The organism is Mesorhizobium sp. M7A.F.Ce.TU.012.03.2.1 (assembly GCF_004006095.1).
GTDB lineage: Bacteria > Pseudomonadota > Alphaproteobacteria > Rhizobiales > Rhizobiaceae > Mesorhizobium.
The window spans coordinates 6,040,712-6,054,988 of the sequence record NZ_CP034779.1 but is presented as its reverse complement, the minus strand read 5'-3'; the positions used below and the strand labels follow the sequence as shown (position 1 = coordinate 6,054,988).

Genomic DNA, 14,277 nt, shown 5'->3' with positions numbered 1-14,277 from the left:
CTGCTACTGTGGCGCCAGAGACACAGGTTTTCTAGCTGCCGGGCACAAGGGCTTCGAGCGACGGCAGGATAAGGGCCGGTGGGAAATCCCGGTATTCTTCGGGCTGGTTGGAGCGGTTGATCCACACAGTGCGAAAACCGAATTTGGTGGCGCCAGCAATGTCCCAGCGATTGGACGACTGAAAGGAAACCGCGCCGGGGTAGAGGCGCCAGCCGGTGGCGACCATGTCGTAGACCGCCGGGTCGGTCTTGAAGCGCCGCACCCTATCGACGGAATAGATGTCATCCAGAACCTGGTCGAGCGCGGCGGATTTGACCGCCGCCTGCAGCATTTCGGGCGAGCCGTTGGACAGGATCGCCAGCCTCGCTCCCGAAGCCTTGAGCGCCTTGAGCACGGCCGGCACTTCCGGATAGCAATCCAGCCGCCAGTAGGCATCCAGCAATATCGCCTTGAGACCGGGGTCGGCCGAGGGAACCTTGCGCAAGGCGAAATCGAGCGCCTGTTCGGTCAGTTGCCAGAAATCGGCATAGGCGCCCATCAGCGTGCGCACCCAGGAATATTCGAGCTGCTTGGCGCGCCAGATCTCGGACAACAATTGGCCGTCCGGCCCGATCCGGTCGGCATGACGACGCACGGCGGCATGCACGTCGAACAGCGTGCCATAGGCGTCGAAGACATAGGCGGCGTATTGCATGACAACAGTTTTGAGGGCAGGTGCGACAAGGTGCAAGCTTTGATTGCATTGCGCCCCGGCACTGGCCTCAACAAAACTCCATGTGCCGGTTGACGGCGCCCGCCAAAGCATCTTCCAATGGCCGTCACACGAGACCGATTGAGGCGGGACCACACGATGACACTGGCGGCTGCGGCGCAATCCGCGACATGGACTTTCGTCGATGGTGATTGGCACGAGGGCAACGTCGCCATTCTGGGGCCGCGCAGCCACGCCATGTGGCTCGGCACCAGCGTGTTCGACGGTGGCCGCTGGTTCGAAGGCGTGGCGCCGGATCTCGACCTCCATGCCGCCAGGGTGAATTCTTCGGCGATCGCACTCGGCCTGAAGCCGAACATGAGCGCCGACAAGATCGTCGGGCTGACATGGGACGGGTTGAAGAAGTTCGACGGCAAGACGGCGGTCTATATCAGGCCGATGTACTGGGCCGAGCATGGCGGCTATATGGGCGTCCCGGCCGATCCGGCGTCTACCCGCTTTTGCCTTTGCCTCTATGAATCGCCGATGATTCCGGCGACTGGCTTTTCGGTGACCGTGTCGCCGTTCCGGCGTCCGACCATCGAAACCATGCCGACCAACGCCAAGGCCGGCTGCCTTTACCCCAACAACGGCCGGGCCATTCTCGAAGCCAAGATGCGCGGCTTCGACAACGCAATGGTGCTCGACATGCTGGGCAACGTTGCCGAGACCGGGACCTCGAACATCTTCCTGGTCAAGGACGGTCATGTCTTTACACCGGCGCCGAACGGCACCTTCCTGTCCGGCATCACCCGCTCGCGCACGATAACGCTGCTTGGCGAGTATGGGTTCAAGACCACGGAAAAGACGCTGTCGGTGCGCGATTTCCTCGAAGCGGACGAAATTTTTTCGACCGGGAACCATTCCAAGGTCGTGCCGGTCACGCGTATCGAGGATCGCAATCTGCAACCCGGGCCGGTGGCCAAAAAGGCGCGCGAACTCTATTGGGATTGGGCGCATTCGACTTCCGCTGCTTGAGCGGATAAAAAGGCGACCGACGCTTCATCCGGAGTTGTCCCAATCCATTCCAGACCTATCTTACTCCGGTATCGACACCGGATTTTTCCACGAGGGAGTACTATCCATGGCCTTTGAATTGCCCGCTCTGCCTTACGACTATGAGGCCTTGCAGCCTTACATGTCGAAAGAGACGCTGGAATATCACCACGACAAGCACCACAAGGCGTATGTCGATAACGGAAACAAGCTCGCCGCCGAGGCAGGCTTGGGTGATCTGTCGGTCGAAGAGGTGGTCAAGCAGTCGTTCGGCAAGAATGCCGGCCTCTTCAACAATGCCGCCCAGCACTACAACCATATCCATTTCTGGAAGTGGATGAAGAAAGGCGGCGGCGGCAACAAGCTGCCGGGCGCCTTGCAGAAGGCAGTTGATAGCGATCTCGGTGGCTATGACAAGTTCAAGGCCGACTTCATTGCCGCCGGCACGACCCAGTTCGGTTCCGGCTGGGCCTGGGTTTCCGTCAAGGATGGCAAGCTGGCGATCTCGAAGACGCCGAACGGCGAGAACCCGCTCGTCCATGGCGCGTCGCCGATCCTCGGGGTCGATGTCTGGGAGCATTCCTATTACATCGACTATCGCAACGCCCGGCCGAAATATCTCGAGGCGTTCGTCGACAGCCTGATCAACTGGGACCATGTCCTTGAATTGTACGAAAAGGCGAAGTGATCGATTTCCAGGAAGCCCCGGTATCACCCGGGGCTTTTCTTTTTCAGTGTCCCATAAAAAGCAAAGGTCTGGCAAAAGTCGTCCGGGGAGGGAATTTTCCTCCTACGGCATCCGTTAACGTCCTGTCCCGAAATGCCTTCATCATGGAGCCAATTGAATGAGAAAGCTTGTTATCGCCATCTCTATGCTCGCACTCGCGGCCTCGGCGGCTTTTGCCGACCCGGTCCTCGACCGGCAGGCACTGATGAAGGAACGTGGAAAGATCGTCGGCGGCCTGTCGAAAGTTGTCAAGGGCGAGGAGCCCTTTGATGCCGCGGCTGTGCTGACGCAACTTCAGGCGTTGCAGGCGAATGCGGAAAAATTCGATGCCGATGCGCTGTTTCCGGCCGGCAGCGACACCGGCGATACCACGGCCTCGCCGAAGATCTGGCAAGACATGGCTGGCTTCAACGCAGCCGAGGACAAATATCTCGCAGACGTGAAGGCCGCGGTCGCTGCGGCTCCCGCCGATGCCGACGCGCTGAAGGCGCAAGTCGGCGCTATCGGCTCGGATTGCGGCACCTGCCATCAAGGCTACAGAATCAAGAAGGGCTGATCACCAGCCATGGCATGGCTGAAGAAACTTGTCGGCGCCGTCGTCATTCTGGGCGGCGTCGGCGCGGTTGCCGGGTGGGTCCTGTCGGCGCCGGTGAGGCTCGACAGGGAAACCCTGGCCAAGCTCGGTCCTGGCGACGCAGCCAGGGGCAAGCGCATCTTTTATGCCGGCGGTTGCACATCCTGCCATGCAAAGCCGGGCTCACAGGGCGACGCCCGGCTTCAACTCGTGGGTGGCCTTGAACTCAAGACGCCGTTCGGAACCTTCGTGCCGCCCAACATTTCGCAAGATCCCAGGGACGGTATCGGCGCATGGTCTGTCGAGGACCTCGCCACTGCCATGCTGAAGGGCGTGTCGCCTTCTGGTGAGCATTTCTATCCGGCGTTTCCCTATGCATCCTACGCGCGCATGAATCCGGCTGACATTGGCGATCTCTATGCCTTCTTGAAGACGTTGCCGTCCGTCGCCGGCAAGGCAGCGGGCAATTCGCTCGATTTCCCCTTCAATGTCCGCCGCGGCATCGGCCTGTGGAAATTGCTCTATCTCAGCGACCAGCCGGTTGTTGCCTTCCCCGAAGGCACGCCTGATCCGGTGATGGCAGGCCGCTACCTGGTCGAGGGTCCGGGCCATTGCGGCGAATGCCACACGCCGCGCGATCCTGCGGGCGGCACGAAGAAGAACGAGTGGATGGCGGGCGCCGTGGCCGCCGAAGGCAATGGCGTCGTGCCGAACATCACATCGGGCGAGGGCGGTCTCGCCGAATGGTCGGAGGCCGATATCGCCAACTATCTCGAAACCGGCTTCACGCCCGATTTCGATTCGGTCGGCGGGGCCATGGTCGATGTCCAACGGAACATGGCCGAACTGACGCCGCAGGACCGTGCGGCCATCGCCGCCTATCTGAAGGCGATACCGGCGCATCCAAACGGCTATCCGGCCCGCAAGAAGACGGCAAACTAGACCGAGTCTTCAGACAGGTGGCGGTCGCCGAGAAAATCGAAACCCGTCTCGAAGAAATGGTTGTAGTTGCAGGTCAGCTCTTCGCCAGGCGCGATGTCGCGCAGCGCAAAGCTCTCCTCCGGTGAGGAGACGTCGCAGTTCGGCTCGTCGGCATGGTTCATGTAGCGCGCGTCGTCGGCTTCGAAGACGATGTAGTTCGGATCGCGGCGGTCGGGATAGGAGTAGCGATCGAGATAGCTCTTCACCGGACCGGCCGCACGTTCATAAGTCTCGACCTCGATGAGCCGATCGAACCTTGGGTCCAGCTTCCAGATCAGAGTGCCGCGAGGAATGTGGTTCTTGGCAAAGACGCCGATTCCCTGGATAGGCGATTTGTCGAGATAGACGTCGACGAGCAGCATAATGGACCTTTACGCGATTGGAGGCTGTCGGGCCGGGAAAAACCGCGCACTGGGTAGCGCGCGGTCATCGCAATTGCGAGTGAAAATGAGCAACGGGAACCTAAAAAGCCCTGATCACGCAGCCTCTTCGGAAGGCGCGTCGATCATCGTCTGGAGTCAGCGTTGCTGCAGCGCCAGACGGACGCCCAAAGCGCAGTAGATGCCGCCGACAACTTTGCCCTGCCATCGTAACACCGACGGATTTCGGCGCAGGAACGTGCCGAGCCGGCCAGCGCTCACGGCAAAGACGACCGTGCTGAAAAGGCCCAGTACGACGAAGATGGCCCCCAACACGGTCATCTGAAGCATCACCGTCCCGTTTTCAGGCCGCACGAACTGAGGCAGGAAGGCAAGGAAGAACAGAGCGGTCTTGGGGTTGAGCACTTCGGTCAGGACAGCCTGTCGAAACGCCTTCCCGGCAGAGATCGCAAGCGCGCCGGCAGCCGGGCCGCCTGGTGTTTTCTCCATGATCGCGCGAATGCCGAGATAAACCAGGTAGGCCGCGCCGATGTACTTTATGACGCTGAACAGCGTCGCCGATGCGGCGATGATCGCCGATATGCCGATCATGGCCATGACGGTGTGAAAGATGTCGCCGACAGCGATCCCGGCGCCGGTCGCGATGCCAACCTTGGTTCCGGAACTCGTTGCCCGCGCTATGGTAAAGAGCGTGGCCGGGCCGGGGATGAAGACGAAGCCGAGCACAACCGCGACATAAGCAATCAGTGTAGCGAGATCGATCATCGGTCGATTTCTCCCGTAGGCTGCGCCTTACCCATCACCTTCAGCGCGAAGGAATAGGTGTAGGCGATCTCCTCCAGCCGCGAAAACCGGCCGGAGGCACCGGCATGGCCGGAATCCATGTTGATCTTGAACAGAACCGGATTGTCCCCGCTCTTGCGGTCGCGCAGCCGGGCCACCCATTTGGCCGGTTCCCAATAGGTGACGCGCGGATCGGTGAGACCGGCCAGCGCCAGGATCGGCGGATAGTCGTGATCAGCGACATTGTCATAGGGCGAGTAGGCGGCAATGGTCCGGTAGTCGTCGGCGGACGCGATCGGGTTGCCCCATTCGGGCCATTCCGGCGGCGTCAGCGGCAGGGTCGCATCGAGCATGGTGGTGAGGACATCGACGAAGGGAACCTCGGCGACGATGCCGCCAAAACAATCCGGCGCCATGTTGGCGACGGCACCCATCAGCATGCCGCCGGCCGAACCGCCCTGGGCGACGATACGGTCATGCGCCGTGTAACGCTCCGTCACCAGATGGCGCGCGACGGCGATGAAATCGGTGAACGTGTTCATCTTGTGCTCCCGCTTGCCGTCATCGTACCAGCCATAGCCCTTGTCCTTGCCGCCGCGAACGTGGGCGATGGCGAAGACGAAGCCACGGTCGACCAGCGAGAACCAGTTGGTGTTGAAGGCGGCGGGCACGGTGATGCCATAGGAGCCGTAGCCGTAAAGCAGGCAAGGTGCGGATCCGTCCAGCGGCGTGTCGCGATGGTGCAAAAGCGAGATCGGCACCAGTTCGCCATCGCTGGCCGGCGCCATCAGCCGCCGCGTGACATAGTGGTCCGCATCATGGCCGGACGGCACTTCCTGGGTCTTCAGCAATACCCGCTCGCGGGTGCGCATATTGTAGTCGAACACCTGGGCCGGCGTCGTCATCGACGAGTAGGAAAAGCGCATGATCTCGGTGTCGTACTCATAGGAACCCGACAGGCCGAGCGAGAAGGCCTCCTCGTCGAGGGACAGAAGATGCTCCTCGCCGCTGGTGCGGTCGCGCACCACAATGCGCGGCAGGCCTTCCTTGCGTTCGAGCCGAACCATGTGGTCCCTGAAGCCGATCACCGACAGGATCAGCCGGCCGGGCTCGTGCGGCACCAGTTCCTGCCAGTTGGCGCGCACGGGATCGCCCGCTGGTGCCGTCATGATCTTGAAGTCCTTGGCGCCGTCGGCATTGGTCAGGATGAAGAAGATATCGCCGCCTTCTTCCAACTCGTACTGAAGGCCAATCTCGCGCTGCGACACCAGTTTCGGTTCGGCAAACGGATCGTCGGCGCGCATCAGGCGGTATTCCGAGGTCTCGTGATCGTTGATGCCGATCATGATCCACTCGTTGTTGCGGGTGCCGTCGACATTCATGAAGAAGCCGGGATCGGTTTCCTCATAGATCAGCCGGTCGCTTTGCGGGCTGTCGCCAAGCGCATGGAACAGCACCTTCGACGGGCGGTGGTTGGGATCGAGACGTGTATAGAAGAAGCCGTCATTGCCGGCGTTCCAGACACCTGAACCGCCGGTGTCGGGGATCTGGTCCGCAAGTTCCCTGCCGTCGGCAAGGTCACGCACGCGAAGCGTGTAGAATTCGGAGCCCTTGTCGTCGAATGCCCACAGCAGCCTTGCGTGGTCGGCCGAATGGTCGACGCCGCCAAGACGGAAATAGGCCTTGCCCGCGGCCTCCGCGTCACCATCGAGCAGGATATGCTCGGCACCGCCGTCTCGCGGCATGCGGAAATAGCGCGGCTGCTCGCCACCAAGTTTGAAGGACGAGCCATAGGCATAGGGCCCATCCTTCATCGGCACGGAAGAATCGTCTTCCTTGATACGGCCCTTCATCTCCTTGAAAAGCTGCTTTTGCAGTTCGACCGTGTCGGCCATCAGCTTTGACTGGTAGGCATTCTCCGCCTCGAGTTCTGCGCGGATCCCGGTATCGAGCAATGACGGGTCGCGAAACATTTCCTGCCAGTTGTCGGCCCGCAGCCAGGCATAGTCGTCGGTTCGCGTGATGCCATGATGCGTGTCGGAAACCGGCCGCTTCTCGGGCGTTGGCGGGCTGACGATCGGAAATATGGATGTCTTGGTCATTGCGTCTCGCTTTGCCAGTATCTTCAATGGGCCAGTATCTTGAATGGACCATCTCGAATGGAGAATATCTTGAACGGCGAATGAACACGCCGATCAGGGCAGGTTCAAGAGCCGGAGCGTATGGATTGTGTCGGCTCCAGGAGATGAGCCGGGAGGAGAGATGATGACTATTTGGTCTCGGACTGCTGCGGCTTTCGCCGTTGCTTCACTAACTCTGGCCTTTGCCGGCCAGTCTCATGCGACCGTATTCGCGGCTTGGCAAGTGGCCAATGTGCCGTTCGGCGACACGCTCAATGTGCGCAAATACCCTTCGGGCGCATCCCAGAAGCAGGCCGCATATCCGAACGGGACCGTTCTGCAGATGACCGGGCGATGCACCGGCGGAATAAACCTGCTCGACATCGCCAACCAGCCGGCATGGAAGCAGGAACAAAAGATTCGTTTTCGCTGGTGCGAAGTCTGGCATGATCCGGCCCAGAACGGCAAATTCGTCACCGGCTGGGCGTATGGCAAATACATCACGCCGCATTGATTGATCCGGCAGCAATCAGCCGATCCGCCGGATGACAGGCATGTCGCCTGATTGCTTGCGTATGACCACGGCAACCTGTGGTTTTGCGGACAAATATGAACAACCAATATTGCCCGACGATAGCTAAGCAAAATCAAACATTAAAACCCATTTCGTGAGATGCCGCGAATGTAACGGCGAGCTGACGTTGCGTCAGCCGTTGCCGGCGAGCGCGCGAAATATCGATAAATTACACAATGCACGAAAGATTGAAGCTGATCGCGGAATAATTGATCAATATCGCTCAATATAGCGTAAGGGCCGAATTGACTTACTTGGTCTGGGCGCTCATTGATGTGCCCGCGACACGAATCGTAGAAACTCTACCTGCACAAAATTCGTGCGATGCCCTGCTTGTAAAAAAGGGCGCAGATCGATGTAACTCTTGTTGGGGCCCGAAGACCATGGATATTGTCGAAACACCTTCCAGAAACAGCGATGCGCTGATCGAATTGACCGCCGATGTGGTGGCCGCCTATGTCAGTAACAATCCCGTGCCGGTCGGCGAATTGCCGAACCTGATATCCGATGTCCATGCTGCGCTCGGGCGTGTGGGCGGAACCGCCGAACAGCCGCCTGCCGACAAGCAGAAGCCGGCGGTCAACCCGAAGCGGTCGGTTCATGACGACTACATCGTCTGCCTTGAAGACGGCAAGAAGTTCAAGTCGCTGAAGCGCCATTTGATGACCCACTATGACCTGACACCGGACCAGTATCGCGAAAAGTGGAACCTTGACCCGACCTATCCGATGGTTGCACCCAACTATGCGGCTGCCCGGTCACAGCTTGCCAAGAAGATGGGCCTCGGCCGCAAGCGCAAAGCGCGGTAATCGCTGCCAGAGCAATTCAAGAAAAAGTGAAACGGTTTTCCCGGGAAAGCGCATAGAGCTCTCCCTTGGGAATTGCGTCAAAATAAGCCAGATCGGATCGACATCAACGGCGCCTTCGGGCGCCGTTTGATTTTTGCGCCGCGAGGCGCGGATCCGGTATGAAGGTGTCAGGCGGTCTGCTTGAGCGCTGCCTCGGCGTCGCGCTTGATGCGCTTGACCATCGAGCGAAGGCCGTTGGCGCGCTGCGGCGACAGATGTTCGTCGAGGCCGAGTTCTTTCGCTGTCGCTTCCGCATCGGTCTGCTGGATTTCGCTGGCGGTCCTGCCGGAAAACAGCGCAAGTATGATCGCAACCAGTCCACGCACTATGTGAGCGTCCGAATCGCCCGTGAAGGTGATGACTGGGTCGGCTCCAGCCCCGCGTTCGGTGGTCAACCAGACCTGACTGACGCATCCCGGCACCTTGTTGGCGGCGCTGCGCTGCTCGTCGGGAAATGGCGGCAGCGCCTCGCCGAGTTCGATGACATAGCGATAGCGGTCTTCCCATTCCTCGAGGAACGAAAAATCGTCGCGGATCGTCTGGATCGTGGTGGTCATAATGCCGGATATAGTCACGCGGCGGCGCCGCGTCACGGAAAAAACAAGGACACCGCGGGCGTCGAGAGGGCAGACAGCCCGCGGTGCGCCGTCGAAACGGCTTAATTCTGAGGCGGCAGGTTGACGGTCTCGGGCAAGACGATTTCTTCGGGCAGGCTGCCGGTCATCGTCGCCGTGTCGGGGCCGGCGGCGGACTTGTCGTCCATCATCGCTGCCGCGATCTTGGCGGTCTCCTGGGCGCGGGCGGTGATGGTGTGCATTGCCGACTTGCCAGTCTCGCAGACATCGGGCTTGCGTTCGCAAATGCCGGCGATATCGCCAACCGCTTCGCGTGCCGCAAACAAGGCCTGGATCGGCCCGACGCTTTCGCGGCCCGATTCATCGGGGCCGACAGCCAGCGGCAGCGCCAGCAGCACCAGCGAAAACCAGAAAGCCATTCTTATGAGGAAGACCATGCCCTTGCCCTCTCGTCGTGACCGGATCATGCATCCATATGGCATGACCTCTTTTGTAGGCAGGATCTTGGCACACAGGCGCAAAGGACGGCTTGCGGGCAAAGAGAGAATTTTCCTCAAATTTTAGGCAAATTCGAGACGAAGCGTTCTGCGATCGATTTGTCTCAATTGCCAGTGATTTTCCTTAACAACAAATAACCATACATCCCAATGATTTTCCTGTATTTTTCTTGGAATGTGGAAGTCCGGGTGCCGTGTGCGCCTGTCCGATAGGTGCCGTCGCCGGATAACTCTCCGTTTACTATGGCTGCATTTGCCCGTGCTTTCGGCGGCCGGCATCCCGATATTTGCCGCAGGCCAGGGCCTTGGTCGGCCTTGCCTTATCCATTCCTTAAACGCTGGATGCCAGTTTCAAAGCCAACCAGAACCATCTGCAAAGCAGAGCTGTCCACGACAAGTGCGAGTGCGTTGAGTTGAGTTCAATCAAGGCCAGATACGTTGAATTGCCTGGCGCGATTTCTGCCGGTTGCGAACGTATGGTCCATCCGTCCATCCTTGGGCGGAGCGACCGCGAGCGCCAGCGCCGTTTCATCGGCGTCATGCTCGCCGCTCCTTTCTTTGCCGCCGGCGCCGCGGTCACCCTGGTCACTTCAGGCATGGGCGTTGCCGTCACCATGGCCGCCATCTTCGCCGCCTTTGGCCTGTGCTGGTTCGTCGCCTTGCTGGTGGCGGCGACCGGCAAGATGGCGATGGCGAGTGGGCTCGCCCTGATGCTGGCCGGCATTTCTCTCGGCAGTCTCATTGCCGCCGCGGGCGGGCTGAGTTCGCCTGTCGCCATGCTTGTCCTGGCGCTGCCTTTCGAAGCCTGGTGGATCGGCGGCTCGCGACGTGCAGCACTGTGGGGAGCCGTGTCGGCCGCTGTCGCCATCCTGGCTCAGCCTTTGGCTGGAACCGTATTTCCGTTCGCAGGAGCGCAGATCGCGGCGTGGCACTGGCTGGTGCCGTTGGCGTGGGCGCTTACGCTGATGCCGCGTGCATCGGCGTTTCAAAACACGGCCGACGCGGCTGTGGTCGACACTGCCGACCGGCTCGAAGAAATCATCGATGCGGTGGTCTTGCGGGTCGCCCGCCATGGCGAGGTCCTGGACGCGTCGCCGAAAGCGCGCACGCTTTTGAAACTGCCGCCCGAACTGCTGTCTGGAAACGGCCTCTTCGATCGCGTCCATCTGTCGGATCGCGTTTCCTATCTCAGCGCAATGGCCGACATGCGCGACGGTGCGCTGTCGCGCCGGCTCGAATTGCGCATCCGCCTGCCTCAGAACGGCAATAGCCTGACGGCCGACAATTACCGCCCGTTCTCGCTTGATCTGGTGCGCGGTGAGGAACAGGGTGACGTCTTTACGCTCGTCCTGCGCGAGAATGACGAGATCGCCCGGTTGCGCGAGGATCTCGCGGCGGCCAATGAGGCGGCCGCATCCGCCGAAGTGGCGAAGGGCCGCTTCCTGGCGGTGGTCAGCCACGAACTGCGCACGCCGTTGAATGCCATCATCGGCTTCTCGGATATGCTGCTGCATGAGATGTTCGGCGGCTTCAAGGATCCGCGCCAGAAGGAATATGTCGGCCTGGTGAGGGATTCGGGCCAGCATCTGCTCGCCGTCGTAACCTCGATACTCGACGTGTCCAGGATTGAATCGGGCGTTTATGCGACCGAGCCGGAGCCGTTCCGGTTCGCGGAAGCGGTCGACATGTGCCAGTCGATGATGCAGTTGCAGGCGCAGGCCAAGAACATCGATCTGCGGGCGCAGATCGCGCCGGACGCCGGCGACATCAATGCCGACCAGCGCGCGGTGCAGCAGATGCTGATCAACCTGGTCTCCAATGCGATCAAGTTCACCCCCGACGGCGGCGACGTCGTCGTCGGTGCCAAGCGGATCGGTTCGCGCCTGCATTTCTGGGTCAGGGATACCGGCATCGGCATCGCCGAGGAGGATTTCGCCAATCTCGGCAAGCCCTTCATGCAGATCCAGAACGACTATACCCGCCGTTTCGAGGGGACTGGTCTTGGCCTTTCACTGGTCAAGGGCCTTGTGGCGCTGCACGAAGGCACGATGTCCATCGAAAGCATGCCGGGCGAGGGCACCACGGTGACCATCAGCCTGCCGGTGAACGGACCGAAGGGACATCAGGCGGAGAAGGCCGGCGTGCTGACCATGCCTGTAGCGATGGCGAAAGGGGACAGAAATGGCTCGCTCCGCAAAACAGGCTAAGGCGGTCAAGCGCCGCAGCAACGCCTTTCAGGACGGCGCTGTCGCCGTCGGCGGAATGATCTCGCGCAACCCTGTCCTGGTGGGCGGCTCGACGGCATTCCTGGTGACGCTGTTCTACGTCTCTGCGAATGCCTTGTGGTACCAGCCTTTCCCGCATGCCGGCGCATTCTTCGCGACCCGCAGCATTGCGGGCTTTCCGCACGCGGCGCCCGACGAGCCGGAAACGACGTTCAACATCGTGCGGCCATCCGGCGCGCCGGCACCGATCAAGGGCGATCCGGTTGTCGAGCAGGTGCAAGGCATATTGAAGGATCTTGATTTCTATTCGGGAACGGTCGACGGCATTTCCGGACCCAACACCCGCAAGGCTATCCAGGACTATCAGCAGAAGGTCGGGCTCAACGCGTCCGGCGAGATCGATGCGCTTCTGCTCGATCAACTGGGCGCGACGCCGAAAACCGCTTCCGTCGTACCCAGGCCGCAGCCGCGCCCGGATATGCCGGCCGCCGTTCCGGTGTCTTTGCAGACAGGTTCAGGACAGACAAATTCCGGGCAGGCGGATGCCGAGACGCAAGCGCCCGATGCCCGCATCGTCAAGATCCAGGCCGGGCTCAAGGCGTTCGGCAATGACGACATGCAGCTGGATGGTGTCGTCGGCGCGCGCACCAAGGCGGCGATCAAGGAATTCCAGTCGCTGTTCGGGCTGCCGCAGACCGGCGAGCCCGATGAGATCGTCTACGTCAAGATGCGCGAGATCGGCCTGACCAACTGACGGCTGAAACGACGGCTCGCCCAGCGGCGGAAATATCGATAGAGAACCGGCAGTTTCGGGAGCTCTCTCATGCGCGTCACATCGGATCTGTGGGTCTCGGCCCTGTTGCGCCGGGTTTTCAGCGCCGGTGGATTTGCCGCCGTGGTCAAGCGCGGCGCGACCGAGGCCGGCGCTGTGTTCGTGCTGGCGCGGGGCAGGCTGGGTGAGGTTGCCCTGTTCGGGCCGGCGCCGCAGACAAGCTATGATTCGGCCAAGCCCGACGACCGGTTTTTCACTCTGCTCGGAGCAGGCGACGATGCCGTGGTGCTCGACGCCAGGCTGGAAAGGGAGAAAAAATTCGATCCCGACATCTGGGTGGTCGAGATCGAGGCCGGCACCGTGCCCGTCGAGGAGCTTATTTCCGTGAAGACGCCCTGAGGCCGGACGAAGCCGCCGCATCGTCGCTGTTCAAGGCGGTGCGTGTATCGCCGTTGGCAGGTGCTGCGCCGCGAACCACCCTTGAAAGGGTTTCCGCTCTCCACGACCGCATCTTGTCCTGGGCCGCTTCACGATGCAGCAGCCGGTAACGGTCGAGGAAGGTGCGGATAGCCTGCGGATGCGGGAACTGGCCGGGATAGATGGCAACCGTGATCAGGAAGGCCCTGTCTTCGCTGAGGTCGAGCGAGCGCAAGGCGGCAAGCAGCGAGGCATAATTCTGGTTGGCGGTGAGCGATCGCGCGATCTCGAAATCGATGTCGAGTGCATCGGCGAGCGCGGTCTGGAAGAACGCGGCGTTTCCCGTCAGCGCTGTCTCGCGCAATTTCACATAGGTGTCGGCGCCCTTGAAAGGATCGGCGTTCGTCGCTGCCGCCTCGTCGCCCGTGCGCATCATCGAGCGCAGCCTGCGCCGTGCATTCTCAGCCGCGATGCCGAGTGCCTGTTCCCGGGCGGGCTCGTCAGAGGCGGTTTCCGTGCTCGCTGGCGCGATCTTGTCTGCCGCGGCGGCATTCGCATCCGGTTGCGGCGCGCGCACCAGGGTTGGCCTCTCGAGGGCCCTGATCAGATCAGCGATGGTCGGGTTCAAACTCTTGCGGCGCGCGATGGCACGCGCATGCGGCAGGCCATGTCGCCCGATCAGCGCGATGAGATCGATGTCGCTGACGGCGCGTGAGCGGATGAGCAGCGGCGCGGCAATGTCGACCGGTTCCTCGCAAAGGCGGCGCACCAGGGCGGCGGGGGCGTATTCGCATTCGGAAAGGGCGGCTGCCACGTAACGGCGAGATTCGACGGACACGTCATTGAACAGCGGCAGCGTCAGGTCTTCGAGTTGACCGATCTCGCGGCGTGAAGGGCGAGTGAGCGAGCAGAATGCCGACACCGCGGCGCGGAACAGCCTTTCGGCCTTTCCCGAGTCTTTTCGCACCGCGATTTGCCTGAAGTCCGAAGATGACACGAAGGATACGCCCGTACTCGACACAACCTTGACGACGCTCGACCGGGACCGTGTCGGTTC

General features: G+C 61.1%; 16 protein-coding genes. 9 read left to right on the top strand and 7 right to left on the bottom strand.

Annotated elements, in window-relative coordinates; all coding sequences use genetic code 11:
* Nucleotides 1-31 precede the first annotated feature (31 nt).
* A complete protein-coding gene (locus EJ079_RS30140) occupies nt 32-694 on the bottom strand; it encodes a haloacid dehalogenase type II (protein ID WP_027035819.1) in 663 nt (220 codons plus the stop codon).
* 156 nt (nt 695-850) lie between these two features.
* Here EJ079_RS30140 and EJ079_RS30135 point away from each other — a divergent pair, with 156 nt between their 5' ends.
* From EJ079_RS30135 to EJ079_RS30120, 4 genes are all read left to right on the top strand, one after another.
* The gene (locus EJ079_RS30135) at nt 851-1,729 is read left to right on the top strand and encodes a branched-chain amino acid aminotransferase (protein WP_127269956.1); all 879 of its coding nucleotides are present in this window, start codon (nt 851-853) and stop codon (nt 1,727-1,729) included.
* 106 nt (nt 1,730-1,835) lie between these two features.
* Complete coding sequence (locus EJ079_RS30130) at nt 1,836-2,435, top strand: superoxide dismutase (protein ID WP_013532667.1); 600 nt, start codon at nt 1,836-1,838, stop codon at nt 2,433-2,435.
* A gap of 157 nt (nt 2,436-2,592) precedes the next feature.
* Entirely contained in the window at nt 2,593-3,030 is a 438-nt protein-coding gene (locus EJ079_RS30125; RefSeq protein ID WP_127269954.1) for a cytochrome c, read from the top strand.
* Nucleotides 3,031-3,039: 9 nt separating this feature from the next.
* A complete protein-coding gene (locus tag EJ079_RS30120; RefSeq protein ID WP_127810936.1) occupies nt 3,040-3,990 on the top strand; it encodes a cytochrome c in 951 nt (316 codons plus the stop codon).
* On the opposite strand, the gene EJ079_RS30115 is transcribed toward EJ079_RS30120, so the two are convergent.
* The 3 genes from EJ079_RS30115 to EJ079_RS30105 all read right to left on the bottom strand — a co-directional run bounded on the left by EJ079_RS30115 (nt 3,987) and on the right by EJ079_RS30105 (nt 7,294).
* Nucleotides 3,987-4,391 (bottom strand): SET domain-containing protein-lysine N-methyltransferase, encoded by a 405-nt coding sequence (locus EJ079_RS30115; RefSeq protein ID WP_127321379.1) that lies wholly within the window; start codon nt 4,389-4,391, stop codon nt 3,987-3,989. The two genes, EJ079_RS30120 and EJ079_RS30115, sit on opposite strands and share 4 nt — an antisense overlap.
* Before the next feature lie 156 nt (nt 4,392-4,547).
* Nucleotides 4,548-5,174, bottom strand: coding sequence for a LysE family translocator (locus EJ079_RS30110; protein WP_127395277.1), 627 nt, complete (start codon nt 5,172-5,174; stop codon nt 4,548-4,550).
* A complete protein-coding gene (locus EJ079_RS30105; protein ID WP_127810935.1) occupies nt 5,171-7,294 on the bottom strand; it encodes a S9 family peptidase in 2,124 nt (707 codons plus the stop codon). Before EJ079_RS30105 ends, EJ079_RS30110 begins: the two co-directional genes overlap by 4 nt.
* 163 nt (nt 7,295-7,457) lie before the next feature.
* On the opposite strand from EJ079_RS30105, the gene EJ079_RS30100 reads away from it, so the two are divergent.
* Both EJ079_RS30100 and EJ079_RS30095 read left to right on the top strand, forming a co-directional pair.
* Nucleotides 7,458-7,826, top strand: a complete 369-nt coding sequence (locus tag EJ079_RS30100; protein WP_127268166.1) for an SH3 domain-containing protein — start codon at nt 7,458-7,460, stop codon at nt 7,824-7,826.
* Nucleotides 7,827-8,269: 443 nt separating this feature from the next.
* Complete coding sequence (locus EJ079_RS30095) at nt 8,270-8,695, top strand: MucR family transcriptional regulator (RefSeq protein ID WP_013532660.1); 426 nt, start codon at nt 8,270-8,272, stop codon at nt 8,693-8,695.
* Nucleotides 8,696-8,862: 167 nt separating this feature from the next.
* Here the strand turns inward: EJ079_RS30095 and EJ079_RS30090 are convergent, their stop codons facing one another.
* Complete coding sequence (locus EJ079_RS30090) at nt 8,863-9,291, bottom strand: SufE family protein (protein WP_127395284.1); 429 nt, start codon at nt 9,289-9,291, stop codon at nt 8,863-8,865.
* Nucleotides 9,292-9,392: 101 nt separating this feature from the next.
* Complete coding sequence (locus EJ079_RS30085; protein ID WP_127810934.1) at nt 9,393-9,746, bottom strand: DUF5330 domain-containing protein; 354 nt, start codon at nt 9,744-9,746, stop codon at nt 9,393-9,395.
* Nucleotides 9,747-10,282: 536 nt separating this feature from the next.
* Here EJ079_RS30085 and EJ079_RS30080 point away from each other — a divergent pair.
* The 3 genes from EJ079_RS30080 to EJ079_RS30070 all read left to right on the top strand — a co-directional run bounded on the left by EJ079_RS30080 (nt 10,283) and on the right by EJ079_RS30070 (nt 13,202).
* On the top strand, nt 10,283-12,013 hold the full coding sequence (locus EJ079_RS30080; protein ID WP_127810933.1) for a PAS domain-containing sensor histidine kinase: 1,731 nt from the start codon (nt 10,283-10,285) through the stop codon (nt 12,011-12,013).
* The gene (locus EJ079_RS30075) at nt 11,988-12,785 is read left to right on the top strand and encodes a peptidoglycan-binding protein (protein WP_127268164.1); all 798 of its coding nucleotides are present in this window, start codon (nt 11,988-11,990) and stop codon (nt 12,783-12,785) included. Before EJ079_RS30080 ends, EJ079_RS30075 begins: the two co-directional genes overlap by 26 nt.
* A gap of 69 nt (nt 12,786-12,854) precedes the next feature.
* Nucleotides 12,855-13,202, top strand: coding sequence for a DUF1491 family protein (locus EJ079_RS30070; protein WP_127810932.1), 348 nt, complete (start codon nt 12,855-12,857; stop codon nt 13,200-13,202).
* On the opposite strand, the gene EJ079_RS30065 is transcribed toward EJ079_RS30070, so the two are convergent.
* Nucleotides 13,180-14,217, bottom strand: a complete 1,038-nt coding sequence (locus EJ079_RS30065; protein WP_127810931.1) for a hypothetical protein — start codon at nt 14,215-14,217, stop codon at nt 13,180-13,182. The genes EJ079_RS30070 and EJ079_RS30065 overlap by 23 nt on opposite strands.
* Nucleotides 14,218-14,277 lie beyond the last annotated feature (60 nt).

Excerpts from the sequence above, each read along its gene's own strand:
- EJ079_RS30125 (WP_127269954.1), top strand. The coding sequence starts at position 2,593 with ATGAGAAAGCTTGTTATCGCCATCTCTATGCTCGCACTCGCGGCCTCG.
- EJ079_RS30075 (WP_127268164.1), top strand. The coding sequence starts at position 11,988 with ATGGCTCGCTCCGCAAAACAGGCTAAGGCGGTCAAGCGCCGCAGCAAC.
- EJ079_RS30135 (WP_127269956.1), top strand. The coding sequence starts at position 851 with ATGACACTGGCGGCTGCGGCGCAATCCGCGACATGGACTTTCGTCGAT.
- EJ079_RS30140 (WP_027035819.1), bottom strand. The coding sequence starts at position 694 with ATGCAATACGCCGCCTATGTCTTCGACGCCTATGGCACGCTGTTCGAC.
- EJ079_RS30105 (WP_127810935.1), bottom strand. The coding sequence starts at position 7,294 with ATGACCAAGACATCCATATTTCCGATCGTCAGCCCGCCAACGCCCGAG.
- EJ079_RS30085 (WP_127810934.1), bottom strand. The coding sequence starts at position 9,746 with ATGGTCTTCCTCATAAGAATGGCTTTCTGGTTTTCGCTGGTGCTGCTG.
- EJ079_RS30070 (WP_127810932.1), top strand. The coding sequence starts at position 12,855 with ATGCGCGTCACATCGGATCTGTGGGTCTCGGCCCTGTTGCGCCGGGTT.
- EJ079_RS30080 (WP_127810933.1), top strand. The coding sequence starts at position 10,283 with ATGGTCCATCCGTCCATCCTTGGGCGGAGCGACCGCGAGCGCCAGCGC.
- EJ079_RS30130 (WP_013532667.1), top strand. The coding sequence starts at position 1,836 with ATGGCCTTTGAATTGCCCGCTCTGCCTTACGACTATGAGGCCTTGCAG.
- EJ079_RS30095 (WP_013532660.1), top strand. The coding sequence starts at position 8,270 with ATGGATATTGTCGAAACACCTTCCAGAAACAGCGATGCGCTGATCGAA.
- EJ079_RS30120 (WP_127810936.1), top strand. The coding sequence starts at position 3,040 with ATGGCATGGCTGAAGAAACTTGTCGGCGCCGTCGTCATTCTGGGCGGC.
- EJ079_RS30090 (WP_127395284.1), bottom strand. The coding sequence starts at position 9,291 with ATGACCACCACGATCCAGACGATCCGCGACGATTTTTCGTTCCTCGAG.
- EJ079_RS30115 (WP_127321379.1), bottom strand. The coding sequence starts at position 4,391 with ATGCTGCTCGTCGACGTCTATCTCGACAAATCGCCTATCCAGGGAATC.
- EJ079_RS30100 (WP_127268166.1), top strand. The coding sequence starts at position 7,458 with ATGACTATTTGGTCTCGGACTGCTGCGGCTTTCGCCGTTGCTTCACTA.
- EJ079_RS30110 (WP_127395277.1), bottom strand. The coding sequence starts at position 5,174 with ATGATCGATCTCGCTACACTGATTGCTTATGTCGCGGTTGTGCTCGGC.